Source organism: Lysinibacillus sp. NPDC097287, assembly GCF_044761695.1.
Taxonomy (GTDB): Bacteria; Bacillota; Bacilli; order Bacillales_A; family Planococcaceae; genus Lysinibacillus.
Genome location: NZ_JBIWCX010000001.1, coordinates 596,452 through 621,761, shown reverse-complemented (window position 1 = coordinate 621,761; position 25,310 = coordinate 596,452). Strand labels below are relative to the sequence as shown.

General features: G+C 39.9%; 27 protein-coding genes. 25 read left to right on the top strand and 2 right to left on the bottom strand.

Annotated elements, in window-relative coordinates:
* The first annotated feature begins 20 nt into the window (after nt 1-20).
* The 3 genes from sdaAB to ACIQ2D_RS02920 all read left to right on the top strand — a co-directional run bounded on the left by sdaAB (nt 21) and on the right by ACIQ2D_RS02920 (nt 2,602).
* Nucleotides 21-683, top strand: coding sequence for an L-serine ammonia-lyase, iron-sulfur-dependent subunit beta (gene sdaAB, locus ACIQ2D_RS02930; RefSeq protein WP_402859092.1), 663 nt, complete (start codon nt 21-23; stop codon nt 681-683).
* A 14-nt stretch (nt 684-697) separates the two neighbouring features.
* Nucleotides 698-1,609, top strand: a complete 912-nt coding sequence (sdaAA, locus tag ACIQ2D_RS02925) for an L-serine ammonia-lyase, iron-sulfur-dependent, subunit alpha (RefSeq protein WP_402859089.1) — start codon at nt 698-700, stop codon at nt 1,607-1,609.
* 321 nt (nt 1,610-1,930) lie between these two features.
* On the top strand, nt 1,931-2,602 hold the full coding sequence (locus ACIQ2D_RS02920; RefSeq protein WP_402859086.1) for a hypothetical protein: 672 nt from the start codon (nt 1,931-1,933) through the stop codon (nt 2,600-2,602).
* 198 nt (nt 2,603-2,800) lie between these two features.
* Here ACIQ2D_RS02920 and ACIQ2D_RS02915 read toward each other — a convergent pair whose 3' ends face one another.
* Together ACIQ2D_RS02915 and ACIQ2D_RS02910 are read right to left on the bottom strand one after the other, a co-directional pair.
* Nucleotides 2,801-2,998 (bottom strand): hypothetical protein, encoded by a 198-nt coding sequence (locus ACIQ2D_RS02915; RefSeq protein ID WP_402859084.1) that lies wholly within the window; start codon nt 2,996-2,998, stop codon nt 2,801-2,803.
* Between the two features lie 222 nt (nt 2,999-3,220).
* On the bottom strand, nt 3,221-3,508 hold the full coding sequence (locus ACIQ2D_RS02910) for a hypothetical protein (RefSeq protein WP_402859081.1): 288 nt from the start codon (nt 3,506-3,508) through the stop codon (nt 3,221-3,223).
* A gap of 337 nt (nt 3,509-3,845) precedes the next feature.
* Here ACIQ2D_RS02910 and ACIQ2D_RS02905 point away from each other — a divergent pair, with 337 nt between their 5' ends.
* The 22 genes from ACIQ2D_RS02905 to ACIQ2D_RS02800 all read left to right on the top strand — a co-directional run bounded on the left by ACIQ2D_RS02905 (nt 3,846) and on the right by ACIQ2D_RS02800 (nt 25,271).
* Nucleotides 3,846-4,439 carry a hypothetical protein gene (locus ACIQ2D_RS02905; RefSeq protein WP_402859078.1) on the top strand — a complete coding sequence of 198 codons (594 nt, stop codon included), beginning with the start codon at nt 3,846-3,848 and terminating at the stop codon, nt 4,437-4,439.
* Nucleotides 4,440-4,538: 99 nt separating this feature from the next.
* The gene (gene recG / locus ACIQ2D_RS02900; RefSeq protein WP_402859075.1) at nt 4,539-6,584 is read left to right on the top strand and encodes an ATP-dependent DNA helicase RecG; all 2,046 of its coding nucleotides are present in this window, start codon (nt 4,539-4,541) and stop codon (nt 6,582-6,584) included.
* 145 nt (nt 6,585-6,729) lie between these two features.
* The gene (gene fapR / locus ACIQ2D_RS02895; protein ID WP_402859072.1) at nt 6,730-7,308 is read left to right on the top strand and encodes a transcription factor FapR; all 579 of its coding nucleotides are present in this window, start codon (nt 6,730-6,732) and stop codon (nt 7,306-7,308) included.
* Entirely contained in the window at nt 7,305-8,297 is a 993-nt protein-coding gene (gene plsX, locus ACIQ2D_RS02890) for a phosphate acyltransferase PlsX (RefSeq protein ID WP_402859069.1), read from the top strand. The genes fapR and plsX overlap by 4 nt, the downstream gene beginning before the upstream one ends.
* Nucleotides 8,298-8,334: 37 nt before the next feature.
* Complete coding sequence (fabD, locus tag ACIQ2D_RS02885) at nt 8,335-9,288, top strand: ACP S-malonyltransferase (RefSeq protein ID WP_402859066.1); 954 nt, start codon at nt 8,335-8,337, stop codon at nt 9,286-9,288.
* A complete protein-coding gene (gene fabG, locus ACIQ2D_RS02880) occupies nt 9,281-10,027 on the top strand; it encodes a 3-oxoacyl-[acyl-carrier-protein] reductase (protein WP_402859063.1) in 747 nt (248 codons plus the stop codon). Before fabD ends, fabG begins: the two co-directional genes overlap by 8 nt.
* A 75-nt stretch (nt 10,028-10,102) precedes the next feature.
* Entirely contained in the window at nt 10,103-10,339 is a 237-nt protein-coding gene (acpP, locus tag ACIQ2D_RS02875; RefSeq protein ID WP_053584375.1) for an acyl carrier protein, read from the top strand.
* A gap of 194 nt (nt 10,340-10,533) precedes the next feature.
* On the top strand, nt 10,534-11,298 hold the full coding sequence (rnc, locus tag ACIQ2D_RS02870) for a ribonuclease III (RefSeq protein WP_402859060.1): 765 nt from the start codon (nt 10,534-10,536) through the stop codon (nt 11,296-11,298).
* 4 nt (nt 11,299-11,302) lie between these two features.
* Nucleotides 11,303-14,884 carry a chromosome segregation protein SMC gene (smc, locus tag ACIQ2D_RS02865; RefSeq protein ID WP_402859057.1) on the top strand — a complete coding sequence of 1,194 codons (3,582 nt, stop codon included), beginning with the start codon at nt 11,303-11,305 and terminating at the stop codon, nt 14,882-14,884.
* Nucleotides 14,881-16,143, top strand: coding sequence for a signal recognition particle-docking protein FtsY (ftsY, locus tag ACIQ2D_RS02860; RefSeq protein WP_402859054.1), 1,263 nt, complete (start codon nt 14,881-14,883; stop codon nt 16,141-16,143). The genes smc and ftsY overlap by 4 nt, the downstream gene beginning before the upstream one ends.
* Nucleotides 16,144-16,332: 189 nt before the next feature.
* Nucleotides 16,333-16,668: a putative DNA-binding protein gene (locus ACIQ2D_RS02855; protein WP_402859051.1), complete on the top strand. Its 336-nt coding sequence runs from the start codon at nt 16,333-16,335 to the stop codon at nt 16,666-16,668.
* 12 nt (nt 16,669-16,680) lie between these two features.
* On the top strand, nt 16,681-18,039 hold the full coding sequence (gene ffh, locus ACIQ2D_RS02850; RefSeq protein WP_402859048.1) for a signal recognition particle protein: 1,359 nt from the start codon (nt 16,681-16,683) through the stop codon (nt 18,037-18,039).
* Nucleotides 18,040-18,133: 94 nt separating this feature from the next.
* Nucleotides 18,134-18,406, top strand: coding sequence for a 30S ribosomal protein S16 (gene rpsP, locus ACIQ2D_RS02845; protein WP_004269411.1), 273 nt, complete (start codon nt 18,134-18,136; stop codon nt 18,404-18,406).
* A 15-nt stretch (nt 18,407-18,421) separates the two neighbouring features.
* Nucleotides 18,422-18,655, top strand: a complete 234-nt coding sequence (locus tag ACIQ2D_RS02840) for a KH domain-containing protein (protein WP_402859045.1) — start codon at nt 18,422-18,424, stop codon at nt 18,653-18,655.
* Nucleotides 18,656-18,869: 214 nt separating this feature from the next.
* Entirely contained in the window at nt 18,870-19,388 is a 519-nt protein-coding gene (rimM, locus tag ACIQ2D_RS02835; protein WP_402859042.1) for a ribosome maturation factor RimM, read from the top strand.
* Nucleotides 19,388-20,116 carry a tRNA (guanosine(37)-N1)-methyltransferase TrmD gene (gene trmD, locus ACIQ2D_RS02830; RefSeq protein ID WP_402859039.1) on the top strand — a complete coding sequence of 243 codons (729 nt, stop codon included), beginning with the start codon at nt 19,388-19,390 and terminating at the stop codon, nt 20,114-20,116. The genes rimM and trmD overlap by 1 nt, the downstream gene beginning before the upstream one ends.
* A 127-nt stretch (nt 20,117-20,243) precedes the next feature.
* On the top strand, nt 20,244-20,588 hold the full coding sequence (gene rplS, locus ACIQ2D_RS02825) for a 50S ribosomal protein L19 (protein ID WP_402859036.1): 345 nt from the start codon (nt 20,244-20,246) through the stop codon (nt 20,586-20,588).
* 104 nt (nt 20,589-20,692) lie between these two features.
* Nucleotides 20,693-21,256 carry a signal peptidase I gene (gene lepB / locus ACIQ2D_RS02820; RefSeq protein ID WP_402859033.1) on the top strand — a complete coding sequence of 188 codons (564 nt, stop codon included), beginning with the start codon at nt 20,693-20,695 and terminating at the stop codon, nt 21,254-21,256.
* Nucleotides 21,257-21,313: 57 nt separating this feature from the next.
* Nucleotides 21,314-22,192: a ribosome biogenesis GTPase YlqF gene (gene ylqF, locus ACIQ2D_RS02815; RefSeq protein WP_402859030.1), complete on the top strand. Its 879-nt coding sequence runs from the start codon at nt 21,314-21,316 to the stop codon at nt 22,190-22,192.
* A 112-nt stretch (nt 22,193-22,304) separates the two neighbouring features.
* Nucleotides 22,305-23,063 (top strand): ribonuclease HII, encoded by a 759-nt coding sequence (locus tag ACIQ2D_RS02810; protein ID WP_402859028.1) that lies wholly within the window; start codon nt 22,305-22,307, stop codon nt 23,061-23,063.
* A 16-nt stretch (nt 23,064-23,079) separates the two neighbouring features.
* The gene (locus tag ACIQ2D_RS02805) at nt 23,080-24,987 is read left to right on the top strand and encodes a hypothetical protein (protein WP_402859026.1); all 1,908 of its coding nucleotides are present in this window, start codon (nt 23,080-23,082) and stop codon (nt 24,985-24,987) included.
* Nucleotides 24,984-25,271, top strand: coding sequence for an EscU/YscU/HrcU family type III secretion system export apparatus switch protein (locus tag ACIQ2D_RS02800; protein ID WP_402859023.1), 288 nt, complete (start codon nt 24,984-24,986; stop codon nt 25,269-25,271). The genes ACIQ2D_RS02805 and ACIQ2D_RS02800 overlap by 4 nt, the downstream gene beginning before the upstream one ends.
* Nucleotides 25,272-25,310 lie beyond the last annotated feature (39 nt).

The window sequence follows — 25,310 nt, the reverse complement described above, 5'->3', positions numbered from 1 at the left end:
TAGAATAGAGGGGTAGTTATATGAAATTTACATCGGTGTTTGATATTATCGGACCTGTAATGATTGGGCCATCTTCCTCTCATACGGCAGGTGCTGCGCGCATTGGGCGAGTAGCGCGAGATTTATTTGGGCGTCAACCAAAATGGGCGAAAATTCACTTGTATGGGTCTTTTGCAGAAACATATCGAGGACATGGAACGGATGTGGCACTTGTCGGAGGATTATTAAATTATGATACATTTGATGAGCGCATTAAAACAGCTTTTGCAGATGCAAAAGAAGCGGGATTAGACTATGAATTTATCCCTGAAACGGCGAATACTGAGCATCCAAATACTGCACGACTTGTGCTTGGTGATGATGATGGTGAGATGTCTGTCGTCGGAATATCCATTGGTGGCGGTAAAATTGAAATAAGTGAGGTCAATGGCTTTAAGTTACGTTTAACTGGAGGCATGCCAGCAATTCTCGTTGTACATGATGACCGAGCGGGCTGTATTGCGAATGTAGCAAACTGTTTAGCAATGCACAATGTTAATATAGGTCATATGGAAGTATCCCGTATCGAACGTGGATTGACGGCGTTGATGGTCATTGAAGTCGATCAAAATATTGAAGATAAAGTGTTACAGCAGATTTCGCTGATTCCATATATTACAAAAGTATCGAAAATTAATAATTAGGGAGGCGTGGCAATATGGACGTATTATTTCACAATGTACGCGAGCTGGTCGCGCGTGCAGAACAAGAAGGTAAGCAAATTTCTGAGCTGATGATTGAGCAGGAAATGTTAATGAGTGGTCGCTCACGTGAAGAGATAATGGCACAAATGGACCATAATTTAACGATTATGGAGGAAGCGGTTGAGCGAGGTCTAAAAGGTGTGCAATCAGTTACTGGTTTGACGGGTGGCGATGCAGTATTGATTCAAAATTATATTGCGCAAGGGAAATCTTTGTCAGGCGATTTATTATTAGATGCTGTTAGTAAAGCAGTCGCAACGAATGAGGTAAATGCAGCTATGGGTACGATTTGTGCTACTCCTACAGCGGGATCTGCGGGTGTTGTGCCGGGTACACTATTTGCTGTGAAAAATAAATTGAATCCAACACGAGAGCAAATGATTCGTTATTTATTTACGTCAGGTGCTTTTGGCTTTGTTGTGGCAAATAATGCATCAATTTCTGGTGCTGCGGGTGGCTGTCAGGCTGAAGTGGGTTCTGCGGCTGGGATGGCAGCAGCAGCAATTGTGGAAATGGCTGGTGGTACACCTCAGCAATGTTCCGAAGCATTTGCGATTACATTAAAAAACATGCTTGGTCTTGTTTGTGACCCTGTAGCTGGTTTAGTAGAAGTACCATGTGTAAAACGTAATGCGATGGGCGCAGCAAATTCACTTGTAGCAGCTGATATGGCGTTAGCTGGTGTTACAAGTCGTATTCCATGTGATGAAGTTATTGGTGCGATGTATCGCATTGGTTTGTCGATGAGTCCAAATTTAAAAGAAACAGCTCGCGGAGGCTTAGCTGCGACACCTACAGGTAAAGCTATAAGCAAAGCCATACTAGAAAATGGCGGTTTACAAAGCATTAAATCAATACAAAATTAATTACTTAATTACTTAATTACTTAATTACTTAATTACTTAATTACTTAATTTCAAAGGCTCAAGGCTTATACCTTGGGCTTTTTTGTGGTCAAATTAGAAATATGTGGAGAGTGATGATTTGAGAGTGAAGGGGAGGGGTACTGATGAGTAGAATTAAAGACATTGAAAAAATGGATAGACAAATAAGAAAATTATCAAGAATATATGATACATCAGTTTTAAGACAAGCTACAGAGACAGCACTTTAACGCTCGTGTCACACTTCACAAAGCTTTCTTTGAAGCTGAGAGTATACCTGATGCTTTAAAGGAGCTAATGGAAATGTTCAATTGGAGCATAAGAAATTTGCATATAGCATTTGACTATCCAAGTCATTATAAGCCTATGGTATACAAACATCATCATAAGGTAGTCTATGTTAAGCTAACAGATGCAAATGGCTTTACAACTCATTATTTTGGCTCTCGTGGCTCTAAGGTTGTTGGGGAAACTGAAACACGTTGGATTCACCGTAAAAACAATATAGCAATACTTTATGACCGTAACGAGAAGGAGCTTGCAAAAGGTATCTCTGATGAGCCTAGACATGACTTCTCCAAGCGTTATGAAGCTCGCATGATATTTAAGATAGGTGAGTTACTACTAAGTGATATTGACCATGCTAGAGTGGCGCAGGAGCTTGATAAGCGAATCCTTATAGCAGACCTTGAAAGCTCAGGAATCCATGATTATGCAAAGCGCCCACTTAGAACATTACAAGAGGATTTTAGTTCAATGGATAAGCTTGTTGCAAATTGGAAATGGAATGGGAAGAAGCCTGCTAAGGAGAAGAAGCACCTTAAAGCAACGGTTATGGAGCATAGAGAGCCATTAGCAACTATGTATTTGGAGCATTGTGAGGAACGGTTTAGCGTATTCCGAGAGCCTTCATATGCCACAGAACAGAACTGTGACGCATCGAGATTTGTTGAGTCGCACAGTTGGTCACTTTGATTCATCTCACAGTTGATTCAATGGACTTTCTTGTGACCTATGAGAGCATAACAAAAGGACTTGCATTTAAGAGGAATAATCATAAACACAAGTCCTGTTCTTCAACTTAAGCCTCTTGTTAGTTGAGAATGAAAGAATAACGTGGTTTATACTAGAATTAAGTAATGAACAAACCAAATAAATTATAAATGGAAATATTTAAAAATCGAGGAAGAAACATCCGAGTGAAACGGCAATAAAAATTATGGCAAATACTAAACTATTCCACAGACCTAGCATAATAAAAGGAGAAGTACTTTTATCTCCGTCTTTCTTGAGACCTGTGAATGTTCGCCAGGTTATTATTAGCTGCCAAATACCTATTAATAAAAAAATGAATCCAAATAAATATCTCATATAATTACCTCCTTTATATAAAAATACCACGTTTGGAAAGTGTTGTCAGAAAAAACGGAATATTCATTTTATATTTTAATATATAAATGAAAAATTCTTCTCCCGTTAAGCTAGGGCTTCGCAAAAAAACGAGACTACTATCAAAAAACTCATGAAAATCCACAAACTTTAGATAGCTATGAATAATTCAGGTAGAAATATTTTTTACGGTACTTTGTATAGTTAATACTTTATGTAACTTGTGAAGTTGAATTGAAATGTTTCAGGTTCAAATTTATTTTTTATAATAACGTCAGTTGCTATTTGTGGTACTTCTTCTTTGGTTTTACTATCGAACTCATCGTGCGGTAATACTAATGTTACTACAATTTTTTTGTCAGAAGATGTTCCCTCCTGTACGGCAACATCATAGCCTTTTTCTTTAGGGTATTCCCGTTGTCGTAGTAAAAGAATAAAAAAATAATCCTTTCTTAAATTAATTTGCTGTAACAGAACAGATATGTCTAGCATTAAAGTTTCGCTGTTACCATCAACGACACGATAAGGTCTAAATGGCTTAGAAACGCATTCAACAATAAATCACAGAAGTTAATGGGGAAATTCCTATACAATCCTCAAATTAATTAGTTATCCAAGTAGTAGCGGGATATAAGGGTAAATGTATCATCATCTAAAGAGTGTGTTGATACAGGTAAATAAGAAGGGGAAATTAAGGTCTTGACGATAGCGGGTGCGTAAATGGGTGTGGTGTCATAATAATGAAGAAGGTAAGAAGTATTATAACTATACCTGCGAAGCGAAAAGGGAAAAACGAACGTGTAGCTTAAAGAATTTGAGCTACAATAAGATGAAGGAATTGTTTGATTGTGTTGAGCCAAGTTTTACTACACATGGATTTGGAACTGCCAATACCGATGAAATCATCTATGAGAAAATTCAACTAGCAAAAGCAACCATTGATAGTCGAGTACAGGAAGCAGAAGAAGGACTATTTAAAATTACGAATAAGATTCGTAACATACAAAATGAAATCCTAGAAACAAGTAATTTAGCAGTAAAGACTAATTGGAAAATGATGTTGGATGAGATGATTGATGAAAGTAATGAGGTAGAGAGAAAGGTGATTCTATTAAAGTCAAATAATCTTGATAATCTTGAAAAGCTCACAAAAGTAACAAACCAAAGAATGGTAGAACTATCAAAGGCAGAGTTTACCGATGGGCAGAAGCTAGAGCAATTGAATTTTGTAGAGGTATTCGATGAGCGAGTAGTTATACATTTTGATTCAGTAAGTTATCAGCCAATAATTGATGAACTTAATGCATATTTGGGGGATAACGAAAAAATAAATGATACAATTGAAAGAAAAAAAGCAGAGCATGATTTATTCAGAAGTGACAAACATGCGAGAGAATATTACGAAAGCCAAGAGCAATCGTAAGAAGGGGGTAAACTCTTATGAAAAAATACAGTATGGTTATGCTAATGCCTACAGGAAAGGCTTTAGTAACGAAAATTTTCGGGGGGGCTGTCGTGCAAGGTGACTGAATTAAGTAGTCCAGTCTCTGGGTTAAAGGGGATTGGGAAAGAAACTGCAGGACATCTAGAAGCACTAGGCATCGAGACGATTTCAGATTTGTTATGGACATTTCCACATCGACATGAAGATTTTCGATTAAAAGATTTAGCACAAACGCCGCATAATGAACGTGTAACTGTTGAATGTAAAGTAGAGCGTGAGCCAACCGTCCTTTTTTTAGGACGGAATAAATCACGTCTACAAGTAACGGTTTTAGCAGGAAGACATCTTGTGAAAGTGGTATTTTTTAATCAAAACTACTTAAAGCAAAAACTAGTGCCAGGATCGATCATTACGGTAACTGGCAAATGGGATCGAGGCAGGCAGGTTATTAACGGGACAAGTGTGAATTTTGGTCCGAAAACGGATCAAGTGGATTTTGAACCGGTATATAGCCTAAAGGGGACGATCCCGCAAAAACGATTCCGTAAATATATGAGACAGGCACTTGATGAATTTGCATTGGATTTACCTGACGCCATTCCAATGCAGTTACAAACAGCCTATAAGCTTGTATCAATGCGTGATGGCCTCGAGGGTATCCATTTCCCGCAAAATGCTGAACATGCGAAACAGGCGAGAAGGCGTTTTGCTTATGAAGAATTATTAAACTTTCAATTGCGTATCCAGGCATTGCGGAAAATGCGAAAAGAGAGTGAGAAGGGGACAATCGTACAATTTGATTTGGCGAAGGTCCGCGCTTTTATTGATTCGTTACCGTATGAATTAACAGGTGCGCAAAAACGAGTTGTCAATGAGATTTGTAAAGATTTAAAAGAGCCGCACCGTATGAATCGCCTTTTACAAGGGGATGTAGGTTCAGGGAAAACGGTAGTGGCTGCAATTTGTTTGTACGCGGCTGTGACAGATGGCTTTCAAGGTGCATTAATGGCACCGACGGAAATCTTAGCTGAGCAACATGCTGAAAACTTAGTAGAGTGGTTTGAACCATTTGGGGTGCGCGTTGCCTTATTATCGGGTTCTACAAAAACGAAAGAACGCCGTTTGTTATTAGAAGCACTGGCAAGCGGAGACATTGATATTTTAATTGGAACGCATGCACTTATTCAGCCAGATGTTATCTTTAAGCGACTGGGCTTTGTTATTACGGATGAGCAGCATCGCTTCGGAGTTGAGCAACGCCGTATTTTACGCGACAAAGGTGAAAATCCTGACGTGCTCTTTATGACAGCGACACCGATTCCAAGAACGCTTGCAATAACAGCGTTCGGTGAAATGGATGTTTCGAAGATTGATGAGATGCCGGCGGGGCGTAAAGAAATTGAAACGCATTGGATGAAAAAAGAGCAACTTGGCTCAGTGCTATCAAAACTCGAGTTAGAGTTAGCGGCTGGGCGACAAGCATATGCAATTTGTCCGCTCATCGAAGAGTCTGATAAGCTGGACGTGCAAAATGCTGTTGAGATTTACGAGCAGTTAGCCCTGCATTTTAATAATCGCTATAAAGTAGGATTAATGCATGGGCGATTGCCAGCGGATGAAAAGGATGCTGTGATGCGTGCTTTTAGTGACGGCGAAATCCAGGTTCTCGTATCAACGACGGTTGTTGAAGTAGGAGTGAATGTTCCGAATGCCACATTTATGGTTGTTTACGATGCTGAGCGTTTCGGTTTAGCTCAATTGCATCAATTACGTGGGCGTGTTGGGCGTGGCGAACATCAGTCTTACTGTGTGTTAATTGCGGACCCTAAGTCTGATGAAGGTAAGGAACGTATGCAGTCGATGACAGAAACAAACGATGGCTTCCGACTGGCCGAAAAAGATTTAGAGCTACGGGGCCCTGGTGATTTCTTTGGTCGGAAGCAAAGTGGCTTGCCTGATTTCAAAGTAGCCGATTTAGTACATGATTATAGAACCCTTGATACAGCACGAAAAGATGCGACTGCAATGATTGAAACGCCGGCTTTTTGGCAAGATGATGAATACAAAGGCTTGCGTGATATGCTTGAAGATTCAGGTGTTTTGCAAGGTGATCGTTTTGATTAGAACTTGGAAAGAATATGATCGAAGTGTAAGTGATAGGGGAATGTGCGACTTGTTTTTTAAAACAGGTCTTGCATTCTTTTTTTAGTATCTATATACTGATGTTAGTACCAAGTGCTAATAACAACTAAAAAGGTGGCGAGTGACGTTGAGAAGAACGAAGAAAGAGCGACAGCGACAATTAACTGAAACGATTGCTGAAAATCCATTCGTCACAGATGAACAGCTGGCAACTGAGTTTCAGGTGAGTGTCCAAACGATTCGCTTAGATCGTATGGAATTATCGATTCCAGAATTACGTGAACGTATTAAAGATGTAGCTTCTAAAACTTATGAAAATGAAGTAAAGTCTTTACCGATTGATGAAGTAATTGGTGACATAATTGATATTGAATTAGATAATCGCGCATTATCTATTTTTGACGTAAAGGAAGAACATGTTTTTCAACGAAATGGTATCGCACGTGGGCATCATTTATTTGCCCAGGCGAATTCATTGGCCGTAGCAGTCATTGACGATGAGCTAGCCTTAACAGTTCATTCAAATATTACGTTTGTGAAACCTGTAAGGGCAGGAGATCGTGTTATTACTAAGGCAATGGTTACTGGACGGAACAATGAAAAACAACGCACAAATGTAGAGGTAGTCTCTACAGTAAACGGTGAAACAGTCTTTGTCGGTGAATTTAGTATGTACCGTACGAAAGGTGAAGGTGAACAACAATGAAATTAGCACTCGATGGAATGGGTGGCGACAACGCGCCAAAATCAGTAGTTGAAGGTGCATTTTTGGCACTAGAGAAAATTCCAAACTTAGAGATTCAGCTGTATGGACAACAAGAAAAGCTTAAACCTTTCTTGAAAACGCATGAACGCTTAACAATCATTCATTGCGAAGAAGTCGTTGAAGGAACGGATGATCCTGTACGCGCTGTACGTCGTAAAAAAGACTCTTCAATGGCACGTATGTTAGAAGCGGTTACTGAAGGAAAAGCGGATGCTTGTCTTTCTGCGGGGAATACAGGGGCATTAATGGCAGGTGGATTGTTTAAGGTAGGACGTATTGAAGGGATTGCACGACCTGCACTAGCTACAACGTTACCAACACTCGATGGTAATGGATTTTTAATGTTAGATTTAGGGGCGAATGCGGATGCACGTCCGGAGCACTTATTGCAATATGCAATTATGGGTGACATCTATGCAAAAAAAGTAGGCGGTCTGCAAAAACCGCGTGTTGGCTTACTGAATATCGGAACAGAAGATAAAAAGGGCAATGACTTAACAAAAGCAACTTTTGACTTATTAAAAGAAGCGGACTTGAACTTTATTGGCAATGTTGAGGCACGTGATTTACTGAATGGGGTAGCGGACGTTGTAGTAACGGACGGATTTACAGGAAACATGGTGCTTAAATCTATTGAGGGAACAGCAGACGCAATTTTTAAAATGTTAAAAGAAGCATTTATGTCTTCCACAAAAACAAAAATTTCAGCTGTGCTCATGAAAAATGATTTACGCAGCTTAAAAGATAAAATGGACTATACAGAATATGGCGGCGCAGGATTATTTGGTTTACAAGCACCTGTTATAAAAGCGCATGGTTCGTCGAATGCAAAGGCAATTTTTAGTGCGATTCGTCAAGCGAACACAATGGTGGAACATACTGTTGTATCGACAATTACTGAAACAGTACGCCATTTAGAAAACGACTAATAAAGCGAGATTTTTACACAAAGGGGATTTTAGAGAAATGACGAAAATTGCATTTATTTTTCCTGGGCAAGGTTCTCAAGTAGTTGGGATGGGGCAAGAATTCATAGAGAACTCAGCTGGGAGCAAAGTGTTTTATGATAATGCAGACAAGGTACTTGGCTTTGAACTATCGAAAATTATGCTAGAAGGGCCAGCGGAAGAATTAACGCTGACGTATCATGCACAGCCAGCACTATTAACAACGGGTGTGATGGTAGCTGAAAAATTACGTGCAGCGGGTATTACACCAGATTATGCAGCAGGTCATTCACTTGGGGAATACGGAGCTTTAGTGATAGCAGGGGTGTTGTCGTTTGAAGATGCAGTAGCAATTGTTCACAAACGTGGTTTATATATGAACGAAGCAGTACCAGCAGGAAAAGGCGCAATGGCGGCAATTTTAGGGATGGAATTAGAAGCATTGCGTAACCTAACAGATCAAGTCACAGCATCAGGTGATGAAGTACAGGTTGCAAACGTAAACTGCCCTGGACAAATCGTTATTTCTGGGACGAAGGACGGGGTAGAAAAGGCTTCTGTAGCTGCAAAGGAAGCGGGAGCAAAACGTGCGATACCATTAGTTGTGAGTGGCCCGTTCCACTCAGAGTTAATGCGATCATCATCAGAACAATTACGTATAGCACTAGAAACTATTACTCTATCTGTTCCTCAAATTCCGGTTATCGGAAATGTTAAGGCGAATGAATTACAAGATGTATCAGCGATTGAACATGAGCTAGTAGAACAAGTTTACTCAGCTGTGCAGTGGGAGGCATCTGTTCGTGAAATGATTGCACAAGGTGTAGATGTCTTTATTGAATGTGGACCTGGCAAAGTGTTAAGTGGTTTAGTGAAAAAAATAGACCGTTCTGTTACGACGTATTGTGTTTATGATGAGGCGTCACTAGAATCGGTTGTAGAAGCGTCGAAGGAGTGGGCAATCAATGCGTAAACTAGAAGGTAAAGTAGCGGTTGTAACAGGTGCATCACGTGGGATTGGCCGTGCTATTGCTTTGAAACTTGCAGATGAAGGTGCGAAAGTAATCGTCAATTACAGCGGCTCACAAGCAAAAGCAGAGGAAGTTGTTGCTGCTATTCATGAAGCTGGCGGTGAGGCACTAGCCGTACAGGCTAGCGTTGCGAAGTCTGATGAGGTGTCAGCTTTAATGGATGCTGCAGTAAAAACATTTGGGTCACTTGATATTTTAGTAAATAATGCAGGGATTACACGTGATAATTTACTAATGCGTATGAAGGAAAATGAGTGGGACGATGTAATGGACACGAATTTAAAAGGTGTATTCCTTTGTACGAAAGCTGTGACGCGTCAAATGATGAAGCAACGTGCAGGACGCATTATTAATATTTCTTCAATTGTTGGTGTAGCAGGTAATGCTGGGCAAGCCAACTATGTAGCAGCAAAAGCAGGTGTCATTGGCTTAACAAAAACGACAGCAAAAGAATTAGCATCACGAAATATTTTAGTCAATGCCATTGCACCTGGTTTTATTGAAAGTGAAATGACGGATGTACTGCCAGAAGATTTAAAACAAGGTATGTTAACACAAATCCCACTGGCAAAACTTGGTCAACCAGAAGATGTTGCTAAAGCTGTTGTCTTTCTAGCTTCCGATGATGCCAACTATATGACAGGTCAAACATTACATATTGATGGTGGTATGGTAATGTAATATTGTTTGATTCAAAATATTTTGTAGGATTGAAATTTGATTTTTTGTATAATCATTTGAGGGGAGGTGAACGATTTGACTACAGTATTAGAACGCGTAACAAAAGTAATCGTGGACCGTTTAGGTGTTGAAGAAAGCGAAGTAACACTAGAAGCTTCTTTCCGTGATGATTTAGGTGCTGACTCATTAGACGTAGTTGAGCTTGTAATGGAGCTTGAAGACGAATTCGATATGGAGATTTCTGACGAGGACGCTGAAAAAATCTCAACGGTTGGAACTGCAATTTCATACATCGAAAGTAAATTAGGCTAAGCCTAGTTTTAAGAGGCACGGAATGGTTCGTTATTCGGACTATGGACGTGTCTTTTTTTCATTTTAACCTAAATGATCGTGTTGTTTACGGAAAAATTGCCAAAACATTGTATTTACACCGAAATCCTTTTGCATAAACCGCTTTAAAAAGGTAAACTATTACGGTAGAAACTATTAGGAAGGCAGATTGTTCAATGGCTATGAAAAGAAAAGGAATTATGCACAAATCAGGCGTACTTCCTGAGAAAGTGCGCAATCAATTCGAATTATTACAAGACGAATTGAACATCGAGTTTATTAACAAAAATTTATTGTATCAAGCATTTACACATTCATCTTATGTGAATGAGCATCGCCGTAAATTATTTACGGATAATGAGCGTCTTGAATTTTTAGGTGACGCAGTACTTGAACTATCTGTTTCTAAATATCTTTTTGAGAAATACCCACATATGAGCGAAGGTGAACTAACGAAGCTGCGTGCATCGATTGTTTGCGAGCCATCACTTGTTATTTTTGCAAATGAATTAGGCTTTGGTCGCTTTGTATTGCTTGGAAAAGGTGAAGAATTAACAGGTGGTCGGGAACGCCCAGCCCTCTTAGCAGATGTTTTTGAGTCATTTGTAGGGGCGCTTTATTTAGATCAAGATTTACAAACGGTCGTTAAGTTTTTAGAACGAATCGTGTTCCCAAAAGTCGAAGTCGGTGCTTTTTCGCATGTGATGGATTTCAAAAGTCAATTGCAAGAAATGGTGCAACAAACGAACAATGGTCTTCTTCATTACGAAATTATCGAGGAAAAGGGACCTGCTCATAACCGTACGTTTGTATCGAGTGTGTTGTTAAATGGACTAGAACTTGGTGTGGGTCGTGGGAAATCGAAAAAAGAAGCCGAGCAGCAAGCTGCACAATGTGCTATGCGCGCAATGCGAGTGAAAACTGCACAAGAGGAGGCTTAAACAGATGTTCCTAAAACGACTCGAAGTGATTGGCTTTAAATCTTTTGCGGAGCGCATTGGTATTGATTTTGTACCGGGCGTCACAGCTGTTGTCGGACCGAATGGCAGCGGAAAAAGTAACGTGACCGATGCTATTCGTTGGGTACTTGGGGAGCAATCGGCAAAGTCGTTACGTGGGGCAAAGATGGAGGATATTATTTTTGCTGGGAGTGATTCCCGGAAGCCACTAAACTTTGCGGAAGTTACGCTGATTTTAGATAATACAGATGAGCGTATCGCTTTTCCTTATACAGAAGTAAGCGTAACAAGACGCGTATACCGTTCAGGTGATAGTGAATATTTACTGAATAACCAGCAGTGTCGCCTGAAGGATATTACGGACTTGTTCATGGACTCGGGGCTTGGAAAAGAAGCATTTTCAATAATTTCACAAGGTCGTGTCGATGAAATTTTAAATAGCCGCCCTGATGATCGCCGTTCAATTTTCGAAGAGGCAGCGGGTGTGTTGAAATATAAATTACGCAAGAAAAAAGCGGAACATAAACTTATTGAAACTGATGAGAATTTATACCGTGTGTTAGATATTTTACATGAGCTAGATAGTCGTTTGGAGCCGCTTGAAATGCAGGCTTCAAGCGCTAAAGATTATGTGCAAATGTCAACTGAGTTAAAGGATTTTGATATTGCGATACTTGTGCACGATTTAAACAATTGTGCACAATCTTTGCATGCACTCAAAATGGAGTTTACGCAGTTGTCAGAAACAGGGCAAAAACACGCGGACGATATGCACACGCTTGAGGCGAAAACAGAAGCGATTCGAAAACGTTTAAAAGAATTAGATGATACATTAGATGCTGCACAATCTGAACTTGTCGAAGCGACGATGGAAGTAGAACGTTGGGATGGGCGTAAAGCATTAATGACGGAAAAACGTCAAAATGCATCGAACCAATTACACCAATTAGAAGTATCTTTACAAGAGGCAAAAGAGGAAGTAACCTCTCTTGAATCACAGGAACTTGAGAAAAAGCAACAGTTTACTGAAAAGCAGCAAGAAGTTCAAGCGCTCAAGCAAGTGATTAAACAACTGGAGCATTCGTTAAATCGTTCAGTTTTAGAAATTGAGCATGAAATCGAAGAGCAAAAAAACCGTTATATCGATGCATTAAATGAAGAAGCAACGGTAAAAAACGAATTGAAAAATATTGAGCAACAGCTTGTGCAACAAAAGGAAATGGCTACTCGAATGACGGGGCAGTCCGATGAGATTGAGCAAGAACTAGCTCAAATCCTAGTGGAAAAAGAAAAGCTAACTGTAACATATGCCACAACGACAGATGCCTTGCAAAGTAAGCTTGAAAAATATGAAGTCATGCAAAGGCAGTTCAAAACAGTAAGTACTTCATTTGATGACAAGCAAGCAATGCTGTTTAAAGCGTATCAACACCAGCAACAATTGAAAGCTAGAAAAGAGACACTGGCTGAATTAGAAGCTGATTTTTCTGGTTTCTTCCACGGTGTAAAAGAGGTGTTACTAGCTCGAGATAAAGGACATCTTCAAGGTATTGAAGGGGCCGTTGCTGAATTAATCCATGTTGGTGGTAAATATACTCAAGCAATTGAAACAGCATTAGGGGCAGCTTCTCAACATATTGTGACAACGAATGAACAACATGCACAACAAGCGATTAGTTGGTTAAAGCAAAAACGAGCAGGACGCGCAACATTTTTACCAAAAACTGTAATGAAATCCCGCAAAATTAATCCGTCTGCCATTCAACTTGCAATGGAGCATCCAGCGTTTGTGCAAATGGCAGATGCACTAGTTACTTTTGATGAGGCGAATCGTTCAATTGTAGAAAACCTACTGGGGAATGTATTGGTCGCGGCAAATTTAGAAGGGGCAAGTCAGATTGCTCGTCTTTGCGGCTTTAGATACCGTGTCGTTACCCTTGAAGGCGATATTGTCAATGCGGGTGGATCTTTAACAGGGGGAGCTGCAAAGCAACAATCTTCACTGTTTACAAGAAAAGCAGAGTTAGACGGCTTAACAGCGAGTCTACAAGAGTTAGATGCATCGATTTATGCAGCAGAGCAGTCTGTTGCGACTGAAAAAGAGAAGCTAGCAACTATGCGTGACACACTAGAGCGCTTAAAGCTTGAAAGTGATGAGCTGAGTAAAGCAGAATTGCAGCAAGCCAGCCGTCTGCGCGAGCTAGAAGTTACTGAAAAAAGTTTAGCAGCTCGTGTAACATTTGCTTCAAGTGAAACTCAGGATGTAAAAACACGTGAAGAAACGCTTCTTGCGCAAAAAGAAGTGGCGACAACACGTTTAGTGACACTGGCTACAGAGCTTTCATCCATCAATGATGTGGTTGAACAACTTGGAAAAGTAAAGCTACAAAGTGAAACGGAAAAAGATGTACTACGTGAGCAATCGGCAGAAAAACGCTCTCAACTTGCAGTTATGCAAGAGCAAATGTCTCAAGTACAGATTGTGACAGCGGAGCTTGCGCTAAGTTTAGTCAAAGCTCGTCAAAAAGTCGACAATATTTCTCAGGAAATAATGTGGCTTCAAAGTGATGAATCGACAAAAGTGCTGAGCGATGAAGAGATTGAACAGCAAATCTCCTCATGGAAAGAGAAGCGAGAATCACTAAATGCGACAATTTCACAGAAAAAAGATGAAAAAATAACACTACAACAACAACTCGTAACGTTAGAAGAGCAGCTTAAAGAATTGCAACGTATTCATAAAGGCTTCTTAGAAGCAATACGTGCGAATGAATTAAAGCAAAGTCGTATCGAGTTTGAAATTAATAATTTCAATGAGCAGCTAGAAGAAAATTATCAGTTAACTTATGAGGATGCTTTGGAAGAAGCACTTGCTATTGATGATGAAGAGCATATGCGTCGTCGTGTTAAGCTATTGAAAAAATCGATTGAAGAGCTTGGTCCCGTCAATATAAGTGCAATTGAGGAGTATGATCGTGTGTTAGAACGTCATTCCTTCTTATCTGAGCAACGCAGTGATTTATTAGAAGCTCAGGAAACATTGCACGAAGCCATTAAAGAAATGGATGAAGAAATGACAGTTCGTTTCAGTGATACGTTCTATGCTATTCGAGAGCAGTTTAAGCTTGTATTCCGTGAGTTGTTTGGAGGTGGTCAAGCAGATTTAGTGCTACTTAATCCTGAAAATATGCTTGAGACAGGGATTGATATCGTGGCGCAACCACCTGGAAAAAAACTCCAAAATCTAAGTTTGCTTTCTGGTGGTGAGCGTGCGCTTACAGCGATCGCATTGCTATTCTCAATCTTAAATATTCGACCTGTGCCATTCTGTATACTTGATGAAGTAGAAGCAGCACTAGACGAGGCAAATGTTGTGCGCTATAGTGAATATTTAAAGAAATTTAGCCGTGATACACAGTTTATTGTCATTACACATCGTAAAGGGACAATGGAAGGTGCTGACGTCTTATATGGTATTACGATGCAGGAGTCAGGCGTATCAAAACTTGTGTCAGTAAAATTAGAAGATGAACCCGTACTTGCGGACCAAAGGAGCGAACAAGCATGAGTTTTTTTAAACGTCTAAAAGATAAATTAATGGGGAATCCCGATGAAGAAGAAAAGGTAGTAGATGGTCATAAGGAAGAGTCTCCTGAGACAGAAGTAGCTGAAAGTGATGCAGAGAAGTTGCGAATTGATACAGCTACCGAAGCAATAGCCACTCAACCAGAAGTGGAAGAACAACCAGCCATCGAAGAACCGCAAGAGCCAGAAGTAGAAGAATCCAAACAAGAAGAAGTGCAAGAAATTGCTATTGTAGAAGAACAAAATGTAGAAGAGCCAGTAGAAGAAAAGAAACCTTCTGCTTGGTCAATTACACAAAAATTTAAAGCAGGTCTTGAAAAAACACGTAACTCATTCACATCAAAAGTGAATGATCTAGTGGCACGTTATCGTAAAGTCGATGAAGACTTTTTCGAGGAATTAGAAGATTTACTATTGCAAGCGGATGTTGGCTTTGAAACAGTAATGGAACTAATGGATAAATTACGCTTTGAAGTGCAACGTCAAAACATTAAAGATACACAAGGTATCCAAGCGATTATTTCAGAAAAACTTGTAGAAATTTATGAACAAGGTGAAGAAGATTTAATCGACTTAAATATCCAGCCACAAGGCGAACTGACAGTTATTTTATTTGTCGGAGTGAACGGCGTTGGGAAAACGACTACAATTGGTAAATTAGCACATCGTCTAAAATCAGAAGGTAAAACTGTCGTCTTAGCAGCGGGTGATACATTCCGTGCGGGTGCTATTGACCAATTACAAGTATGGGGCGACCGTGTTGGCTGTGAAGTCATTAAACAATCTGAAGGATCAGATCCAGCGGCGGTAATGTATGATGCGATTCGTGCAGCAAAAAATCGTGGTGCAGATGTCCTGATTTGTGATACAGCGGGTCGATTACAAAATAAAGTAAACTTAATGAATGAGCTTGAAAAAGTACATCGTGTTATTTCACGTGAAGTACCAAATGCACCACATGAAGTGTTACTAGCACTGGATGCAACAACGGGGCAAAATGCACTTGTGCAAGCACAGACATTTAAAGAGGTAACAAATGTTACGGGTATCGTGTTAACGAAACTAGATGGTACAGCTAAAGGTGGTATTGTGCTAGCGATTCGTAATAAGCTCCACATACCAGTAAAATTTGTCGGCTTAGGTGAAAAAATGGATGATTTACAACCGTTCGATGCAGAACGTTATGTTTATGGTTTGTTTGCTGATGGTTTAGATAAGGAATTACAAAATAGCGAAGAATAATGATTAACAATAAGCGCTTGTCTGCTTTTATAAAGGTCAAATCACATTGTTTAAGGGGAATACTAGCGGAGGGGTAAAAACGCCTAAAATCAGCTAATAGAATGCTTTTAGACAAGGAGATTACCTTGACACAGACAGGCGCTTTTCGTTATGATACAAATGACTAATGATAGGAGGAGAAACAATTCGATGCTACTTGAAAAAACAACACGCATGAATTTTCTCTTCGACTTTTATCAAGCACTATTAACAGATAAGCAAAGAAGTTATATGGAACTTTATTATTTAGACGATCACTCACTCGGGGAAATCGCTGAATCTTACGGGGTTTCACGCCAAGCTGTTTATGATAATATTCGTCGAACAGAAGCGATGCTTGAAGAGTATGAAAATAAATTATGTTTACTGGGGAAATTCCAACAACGAACACAAATGCTGGCACAATTAACTGCAGGCATTACTGAAAAAAGCATGGCAACAGAGGAGCAACTTGCACTCATTGAACAATTGAAAGAATGGGATTAGGAGGCGAAAGCATTGGCTTTTGAAGGATTAGCGGAACGACTCCAAGGGACAATCCAAAAGATTAAAGGTAAAGGGAAAGTATCGGAACAAGACGTAAAAGAAATGATGCGTGAAGTCCGATTTGCTTTAATCGAGGCGGATGTTAACTTAAAAGTAGTAAAAGAATTTGTTAAAAAAGTTAGTGAACGTTCAGTTGGTGTGGACGTAATGCAAAGTTTAACACCAGGCCAACAAGTTATTAAAATCGTTCAAGACGAGTTAACTCAATTAATGGGTGGCGAACAAAGCCCTATTAAATTCAATACAAAACCACCGACGGTTATTATGATGGTCGGTTTGCAAGGTGCAGGTAAAACAACGACAACAGGGAAGCTTGCGAATATTTTACGTAAAAAATATAATCGTAAACCACTTCTAGTTGCGGCAGACGTGTACCGACCTGCAGCTATTCAGCAATTACAAACGCTAGGGAAGCAATTATCGCTACCTGTTTTTGCGCTCGGCACAGATGTTTCACCTGTAGAAATTGCGCGACAAGCACTAGAACATGCAAAAGAAGAGCATCATGATGTAGTTATTATCGATACAGCAGGTCGCTTGCATATTGATGAAACATTAATGCAAGAATTAAAAGATATACGTGCATTAAAAGAGCCTGATGAAGTGTTCTTAGTTGTAGATGCTATGACAGGTCAAGATGCTGTCAATGTTGCAGAAAGTTTTAATGAAGCTGTTGGTATTACAGGCGTTGTATTAACAAAACTAGATGGTGATACGCGTGGTGGTGCCGCGCTATCTATTCGTTCTGTTACACAAAAACCGATTAAATTCGTCGGTATGGGTGAAAAATTAGATGCGCTAGAACCGTTCCATCCAGAGCGTATGGCGTCTCGTATTTTAGGTATGGGCGACGTCCTATCACTGATTGAAAAAGCACAGGCAAATGTTGATGAAGCGAAAGCAAAAGAGCTAGAAGAAAAGTTCAAAACGCAAAGCTTCACATTCGATGATTTTGTTGAGCAATTACAGCAAGTGAAAAAGATGGGGCCACTCGACGAAATTTTAAAGATGCTACCAGGTGCAAACAAAATCAAAGGCTTAGACAATGTCAAAGTTGATGATAAGCAAATGGGGCGCGTTGAGGCCATCATTTATTCAATGACGCCTGCTGAAAAGACAAATCCTGAAATCATTAATGGTAGTCGTAAAAAACGCATTGCAAAAGGTTCTGGGACGTCTATTCAAGAGGTCAATCGCCTATTAAAGCAATTTGAAGAAATGAAGAAAATGATGAAGCAAATGACAGGTATGGCAACTGGTAAAGGTAAGAAGAAAATGAAATTACCAGGCTTTGATTCATTATTTAAATAATATTTTTTAGGTGTTAAGAAAAAACACTTTACAAACATCACAAACATTGATAATATACTATCTTGTGTGAAACTTATTCGGAGGTGCTATTAAAATGGCAGTAAAAATTCGCTTAAAACGTATGGGAGCTAAAAAATCTCCTTTCTATCGTATCGTAGTTGCAGACGCTCGTTCACCACGTGACGGTCGTCAAATCGAAACAGTGGGTACTTACAACCCACTAACTCAACCAGCTACTGTAAACATTGATGAAGAGAAAGCTCTTAAATGGTTAGCTGACGGTGCAAAACCATCAGATACAGTGCGTAACTTGTTCTCAGAACAAGGTATCATGGAGAAATTCCATAACCAAAAATTCAGTAAATAATCGGGGGAGACGTCTTTGAAGCAGCTGATTGAAGCAATCGTTTTACCGTTAGTCGATTATCCAGAAGAAGTCCGTATTGAGACGGACGAAAATGCAAATCGAGTTGTTTATAAACTTTTTGTTCATCCAGAGGATCGAGGGAAAGTCATAGGCAAACAAGGGCGGGTTGCTAAAGCGATTCGTACAATTGTTTATTCAGCGGCAGGTAGTCACTATCAAAAGAAGACTTACGTCGATATATTGGATTGAAAAAGGAAGGGGGGAGCTTGCTAGTTCCTTCCTTCTTTTTTATATAATAGAACATTGGATATACTAGCCAATGACTAGGCTAAAATGCATCCACTAGATTTTGCTTCAATCCCTCAGGCGAACGTGGGAGCTTGTCTACTTTCGCTTTGGCTCTCTAGCACTAATCTGGGGTGGACGAGCATTTTAGCACTTTTTTAACATGAGGTGATCGAAAATGGAATGGTTTAATGTAGGTCGTATTGTTAATACGCATGGTGTTCGAGGTGAAGTACGTATTTTATCGACGACAGATTTTGAAGAACAACGCTTCGCAGTGGGCAATAAGCTCGCGGCTTTTAAAAAGGATGATAAAAAGCCGACGTGGGTAACGATTGAATCGGTACGCCGTCATAAAAACTTTATCTTATTAACATTTGAAGGCATGCACAATATTAATTTAGTTGAGCCGTTTAAAGAAGGCATGCTAAAAGTAACGAAAGATCAAATGGAAGATGATTTGTTAGAAGAAAACGAATACTTCTACCATGATATTATCGGTTGTTCTGTTGTTTCTGAAGAAGGAGAAACAATCGGTGAGATTAAAGATATATTAGAAACCGGCGCAAATGATGTATGGGTAGTAAAAGGAACAAAAGGAAAAGAGCATTACATCCCATACATTGAAGATGTCGTTAAAGATATCAATATAGATGAAAAAGTCATTACAATTCATGTGATGGAAGGTTTATTATAATGAATATTCAAGTACTGAGCCTGTTTCCAGATATGTTTACAGGTGTATTTGGGGCATCGATATTAAAAAAGGCGCAAGAAAAAGGCGCTGTGCAGCTCTCTGTCACAGACATCCGAGAGTATTCGGGCAATAAGCATAAACAGGTAGATGATTATCCGTACGGTGGTGGTGCAGGAATGGTGTTAAAGCCTGAGCCAATGTTTAGTGCTGTTGAGGCGATTACAGAGGGTAAGAAGCCGCGTATCATCTTAATGTGCCCACAAGGTGAGCGCTTCACGCAGAAGAAGGCAGAAGAGCTTGCAAAAGAGGAAGAACTCGTCTTTTTATGTGGTCATTACGAGGGTTATGATGAGCGTATTCGTGAGCACCTTGTGACAGATGAAATTTCCATTGGAGATTTCGTTCTAACGGGTGGAGAACTCGGTGCAATGACCGTGATTGATAGCATTGTACGTCTTTTACCGGGCGTTTTAGGACAAGAAGACTCACATATTCAAGATTCATTTTCGACAGGCTTACTCGAGCATCCTCATTACACACGCCCTGCTGAATTCCGTGGCATGAAAGTACCTGACGTATTAATGTCAGGAAATCATGCAAAGATTGACGAGTGGCGTGAGGAGCAATCGCTGAAAAGAACATTCGAGCGTCGTCCGGATTTACTCGAGCATTATCCGTTAACAGAAAAGCAAAAAGCGTATATTGAAAAATTAAGAAACGAACAATAAAGATGCTTGCTTGCATTCGAATTTTATGATAACATCAATTTTGTGCTTCTATGTGAAGTGCTGAATTACGGTGTTCCGCTGTGGCATAAATTGCGTGCAAGAGCATCTGTCTAAGGAGAGAAAAACAATGTCAAACATTATTACAGAGATTACTAAAGATCAGCTTCGCACTGATTTACCAACTTTCCGTCCAGGTGACACAGTACGTGTACACGTGAAAGTAGTAGAGGGTACTCGTGAACGTATCCAAATGTATGAAGGTGTAGTTATCAAACGTCGTGGTGGCGGAATTAGCGAAACTTTCACAGTTCGTAAAATTTCTTACGGTGTAGGTGTTGAACGTACATTCCCTGTACACACACCAAAAATCGCTAACTTAGAAGTTGTACGTCGTGGTAAAGTACGTCGTGCTAAACTTTACTACCTACGTAACCTACGTGGTAAAGCTGCTCGTATTAAAGAAATTCGATAATTATGACTTAAAAGTGAGGGGCTTGTTTTCAAGCTCCTTTTCTTTTTGCTTGTCATCTTAAATAGATTTCCTCTAAAATGAGGATGAACGAGGAGGCAATTTATATGGAGAAACAAGTAAAGGAAAAAAATGAGTTATGGGAATGGACGAAAGCACTTCTTATTGCATTTGCGATTGCAGCAGTTATTCGTTATTTTTTATTTACACCAATTGCAGTAGATGGTGAATCCATGATGCCAACCCTTGAAGATGGCGACCGTATGATTGTCAATAAAATCGGCTATAAAATTGGGGAACCTGACCGCTTTGATATTGTCGTCTTCCATGCGCCAGAACAAAAAAATTACATTAAGCGTGTGATTGGCTTACCTGGTGATACGTTGGAATACAAGGATGATCAACTGTACATCAACGGGGAACCGATTGATGAACCTTATTTAGATGCTTACAAAGCACAAATTACAGAGGGTACTTTAACTGAAGATTTCACGTTAAATGATCTTGGTGTCGAACATGGAGAAGTCCCTGAAGGCCACGTCTTTGTGATGGGGGATAACCGTCGTTATAGTAAAGATAGTCGACATATCGGTGTTATAGATCAAAAAGAAATTATCGGCAATACAAGCCTGATTTTTTGGCCATTTAGTGATATAAAAATTGTAAAATAGAGTTATTGAAGGGGAGCGGACAACACTCCCTTTTTCTTTTGATTAGGAGGTACATGTATGACAATTCAATGGTTTCCGGGGCATATGGCGAAAGCTCGCCGCCAAGTAACTGAAAATCTAAAGCTAGTAGATATTATTTTTGAATTAATCGATGCACGTTTACCGCTATCATCGCGTAATCCGATGATAGACGAGGTTATAAACCAGAAAACGCGTCTTCTTATTTTAAATAAGGCAGATATGGCAGACGAGCAAGAAACACGTAGATGGGTGCAGTATTTTGCAGACCGTGGACATAAAGCAGTTGCTATTAATTCACTTGAAGGTAAAGGTTTACAACAGGTAACAAAGGCAGCGCAGGAATTGTTACAAGAAAAGTTTGATCGCATGAAAGCACGAGGTATGAAACCACGAGCGATTCGAGCGATGATTGTAGGTATACCAAACGTTGGTAAATCGACACTGATTAACCGTTTGGCTAAGAAGAACCTTGCTAAAACTGGTAACACACCAGGTGTTACAAAGGCTCAGCAATGGATCAAAGTGGGTAAAGAGTTAGAGTTACTCGATACACCGGGGATTTTATGGCCTAAATTCGAGGATCAAGAGGTTGGCTATAAGCTTGCGTTAACAGGTGCTATTAAAGATACGATTATGAATATGGAAGACTTGGCGGTATACGGTTTGCGTTTCCTATCGGTGCATTATCCAAATAGAATGGCAGAACGTTATGGCTTTGAGTCTATGCATGAAGATTTAATTGAAACATTCGATCATATCGGTAAACTACGCCGCGTATTTGGTGCGGGCGGTGAAATTGACTATGATCAAGTTTCACAGCTGATTGTTCGAGATATTCGCGGACAGAATCTAGGTAAATTAACTTTCGATTTTGTCAATGAACAACTTGAAAAAGAAGCGGAAAACAAAGAGTGAAAAATAAAACTGCCAAAGTCACACAAGGAATTGTGACAATGGCAGTTTTTCTTTTAGAAACAAATATTTTTGCCGATAAAAAGGTAGATTGAGATAAGGGAGCTTGAATGTCGTGAAAACTATCAAAGAAATTACAACAGCGCTAAAAGCAACAGATGAATGGCAAGAATGGATGACAGCAATTGCAACAGATGAACGAGCAGGTGTACAAAAGGCGTGGCAAAGCTGGCAAAAACGTCAAGAAAAGAAACAACAGTTGTTACAAGAGCACCAAGCAAAAGTAAACTTTGACCGAAGCTACGGAGTACCGGAAGCATTGATTGCTGGTGTGGATGAGGCAGGACGTGGCCCACTGGCAGGTCCTGTTGTAACAGCGGCTGTTATTTTACCGGAGAATTGCAAGGCACTTGTTGGTTTAAATGATTCTAAACAGCTGTCAAAAGAAAAACGCAATGCTTTTGCAACGCTTGTCAAAACACATGCGCTCAGTTATGCAGTACATTTTCAATCGGCGGAAATGATTGATGCATTGAATATTTACGAAGCAACGAAGCAATCCATGAAGTGCAGTGTAGAAGCATTATCTATCCAGCCGGATTATGTGCTCGTAGATGCGATGACATTACCAATAGCAATTCCACAGGATTCAATTATTAAAGGTGATGCAAAAAGCTTAGCTATTGCAGCGGCTTCAATTTTAGCGAAAACAGCACGTGATGAATATATGGAGGAGCTCGACAAAGAGTTTCCGATGTACGGCTTCGCCAAACATGCAGGCTATGGTACAAAACAGCATTTAGAGGCGTTAGAAACACACGGAGCAACGATTCACCACCGTAAATCGTTTGAACCAATAAAATCAATGCTCTAAAGGAAGGGGAGTATGTATGACATCTACATCTTTTAATCCAATACAAATGCAGCAAACGGCCGCTGTTCCATCCAATCAGCCGCTTGCCTTAAAGCAAGGGCAAGTATTTAATGGAACAATTACAAAACTATACCCTGATCAAATGGCTGAAGTGCAAGTAGGTAATCAAAAAATGATTGCCAAGTTAGAAGTACCATTAAAAGCTGGGGACGCACATTTCTTTCAAGTAACAGGTACAAGTCCGCAAACTGAATTAAAAGTTGTTACGGGTCCGATGGCACAATCCACATCTCCTACGCAGCAAATGAATCAGCTATTAGAATCAATGAATTTGCCAAAAACGACTGAAATGCAGGAAGTTCTCTCTCATTTCATGAAGGCGCAAATACCGATTTCGAAAGAACAGCTTGTTCAGGCAGAAGCTTGGATGAAGACATTACCAGAAGGTATATCAAAAACAGATGCCTTACAAGTAATGCAAAAAATGGTAGAGTTGAAAATGCCTTTTACAAATGATGTATTCCAGGCACTAGTTAGTGGACAAAAAACAGTGGGCATGTCTTCTACTATGAACAATTTCGCACAATTGTTAATGCAAGACAAAGCTTTACCGGAAGGGATAAAGCAAAATTTGATGCAGCAGGTACAAGCAATTGCAAAGCCATTTGATGCTGAAACAGGTGGATTAGTACTAGCGAAATCAGTGCAAATTTTAAATAATAACGCTGCATCTATTAGTGATCGCTTACAAGCACTGAATATGTTAAAAGAAGCAGGTGTACTGCCGCAAAATGCGACTTTGCAAAATTGGTCGTCCATACAGTCAACACCAACACAACAGACACAAATGCAGCCACCTCAAATGCAACAATCAGGGCAAATTGTACAAACGATACTTGCGACAAAGCCAGAAAACACTGCGCAGCTTGTCGAACAATTAAAATCTTGGACAACGGGTCAAAATTTACTGACAAATGAGCAAAAGCAACAATTCACACAACTAATCGAACGTTTCAGTCAATTACCGCCAAGTAAGCAAACACTAGAGGTTTTTGCAAAGCAAGTTCAAGAGCAACTCATCAAGGCATTTACCCAAAACATACCTGAGCGTTTGTTTACACAAGATTCAAATGGCTTATCGGCAAAGGATCATCTATTATCTCTGTTAAAACCTGAAACCGCAACAATTGCACAAAATGAGGCATTGATGCGCAATCTTGTAAAAGTTGGGGGTGAGTCGCCTCAACCCGTCATTCAGCAGATGATGACTCAAGCAGATGCACAGGTACAAAGTTCGATGGATAGTAAGGCAATGGAGCACGCATTAAAAACTGTGTTAAAGGGTTTAGGTATTAGCTATGAGGCAGCGCTTAATAATAAGTCAGCCGATTTACAAGCCATTGCACATCAGTTAAAGCCTCAACTTCACACATTGCTTCAAGATGCACAAATAACACCACAGCTAAAAGAAGCGGCAGAAATGCTAATGACACGCATGAATGGTATGCAACTGTCATCCGGGGAGAATGGACATCAACATCAGCTTATAATGCAAGTACCACTAGAATTTTTCGGCAAGAAGATGGATGCAACATTGCAGTGGAATGGACGAATGAAAGATGATGGAAAAATTGATGCCAACTATGCACGCGTTCTATTCTATTTGCAAATGGAGTCGATGAAGGAAACTGTTATTGATATGCAGGTGCAGAATCGAGTGGTCACAGTGACTGTATTTAACGAAAATCCGGATGTTGTTCCATTAGCGGAGCCGTTGAAGGCCGCATTGAAAACTGGTTTAGCTGAAAAAGACTATCAGTTATCAGCTGTATTTATTAAACCATTTGAAAAAACGTCGCCAGTAAAGGAAACAATTAAAACTGAGCTGCAAGAAGAACATAGTGGGGTGGACTTCCGCGTATGAATGAGGAGAAATTAATTCGAAAAGAAGCGATTGCTCTTACTTATAAGCCAGGACAGTATAATAGTCCAACTGTTGTGGCAAAAGGGAAAGGGAAAATTGCAGAGAATATATTGGCACGTGCAAATGAACATGACGTACCGATCCATGAAGATCCTAACTTGGTGCAATTACTTGGACAACTCGATTTAAATGAGTCGATTCCGGAAGAACTATACCAAGCTGTAGCGGAAGTTTTTGCATTTATTTATCGCTTAGATCAGCAACATGGACAAAAAAATAGATGAAAAGAAAGCATTCTCGTGTTTTTTGAGGTGCTTTTTTTA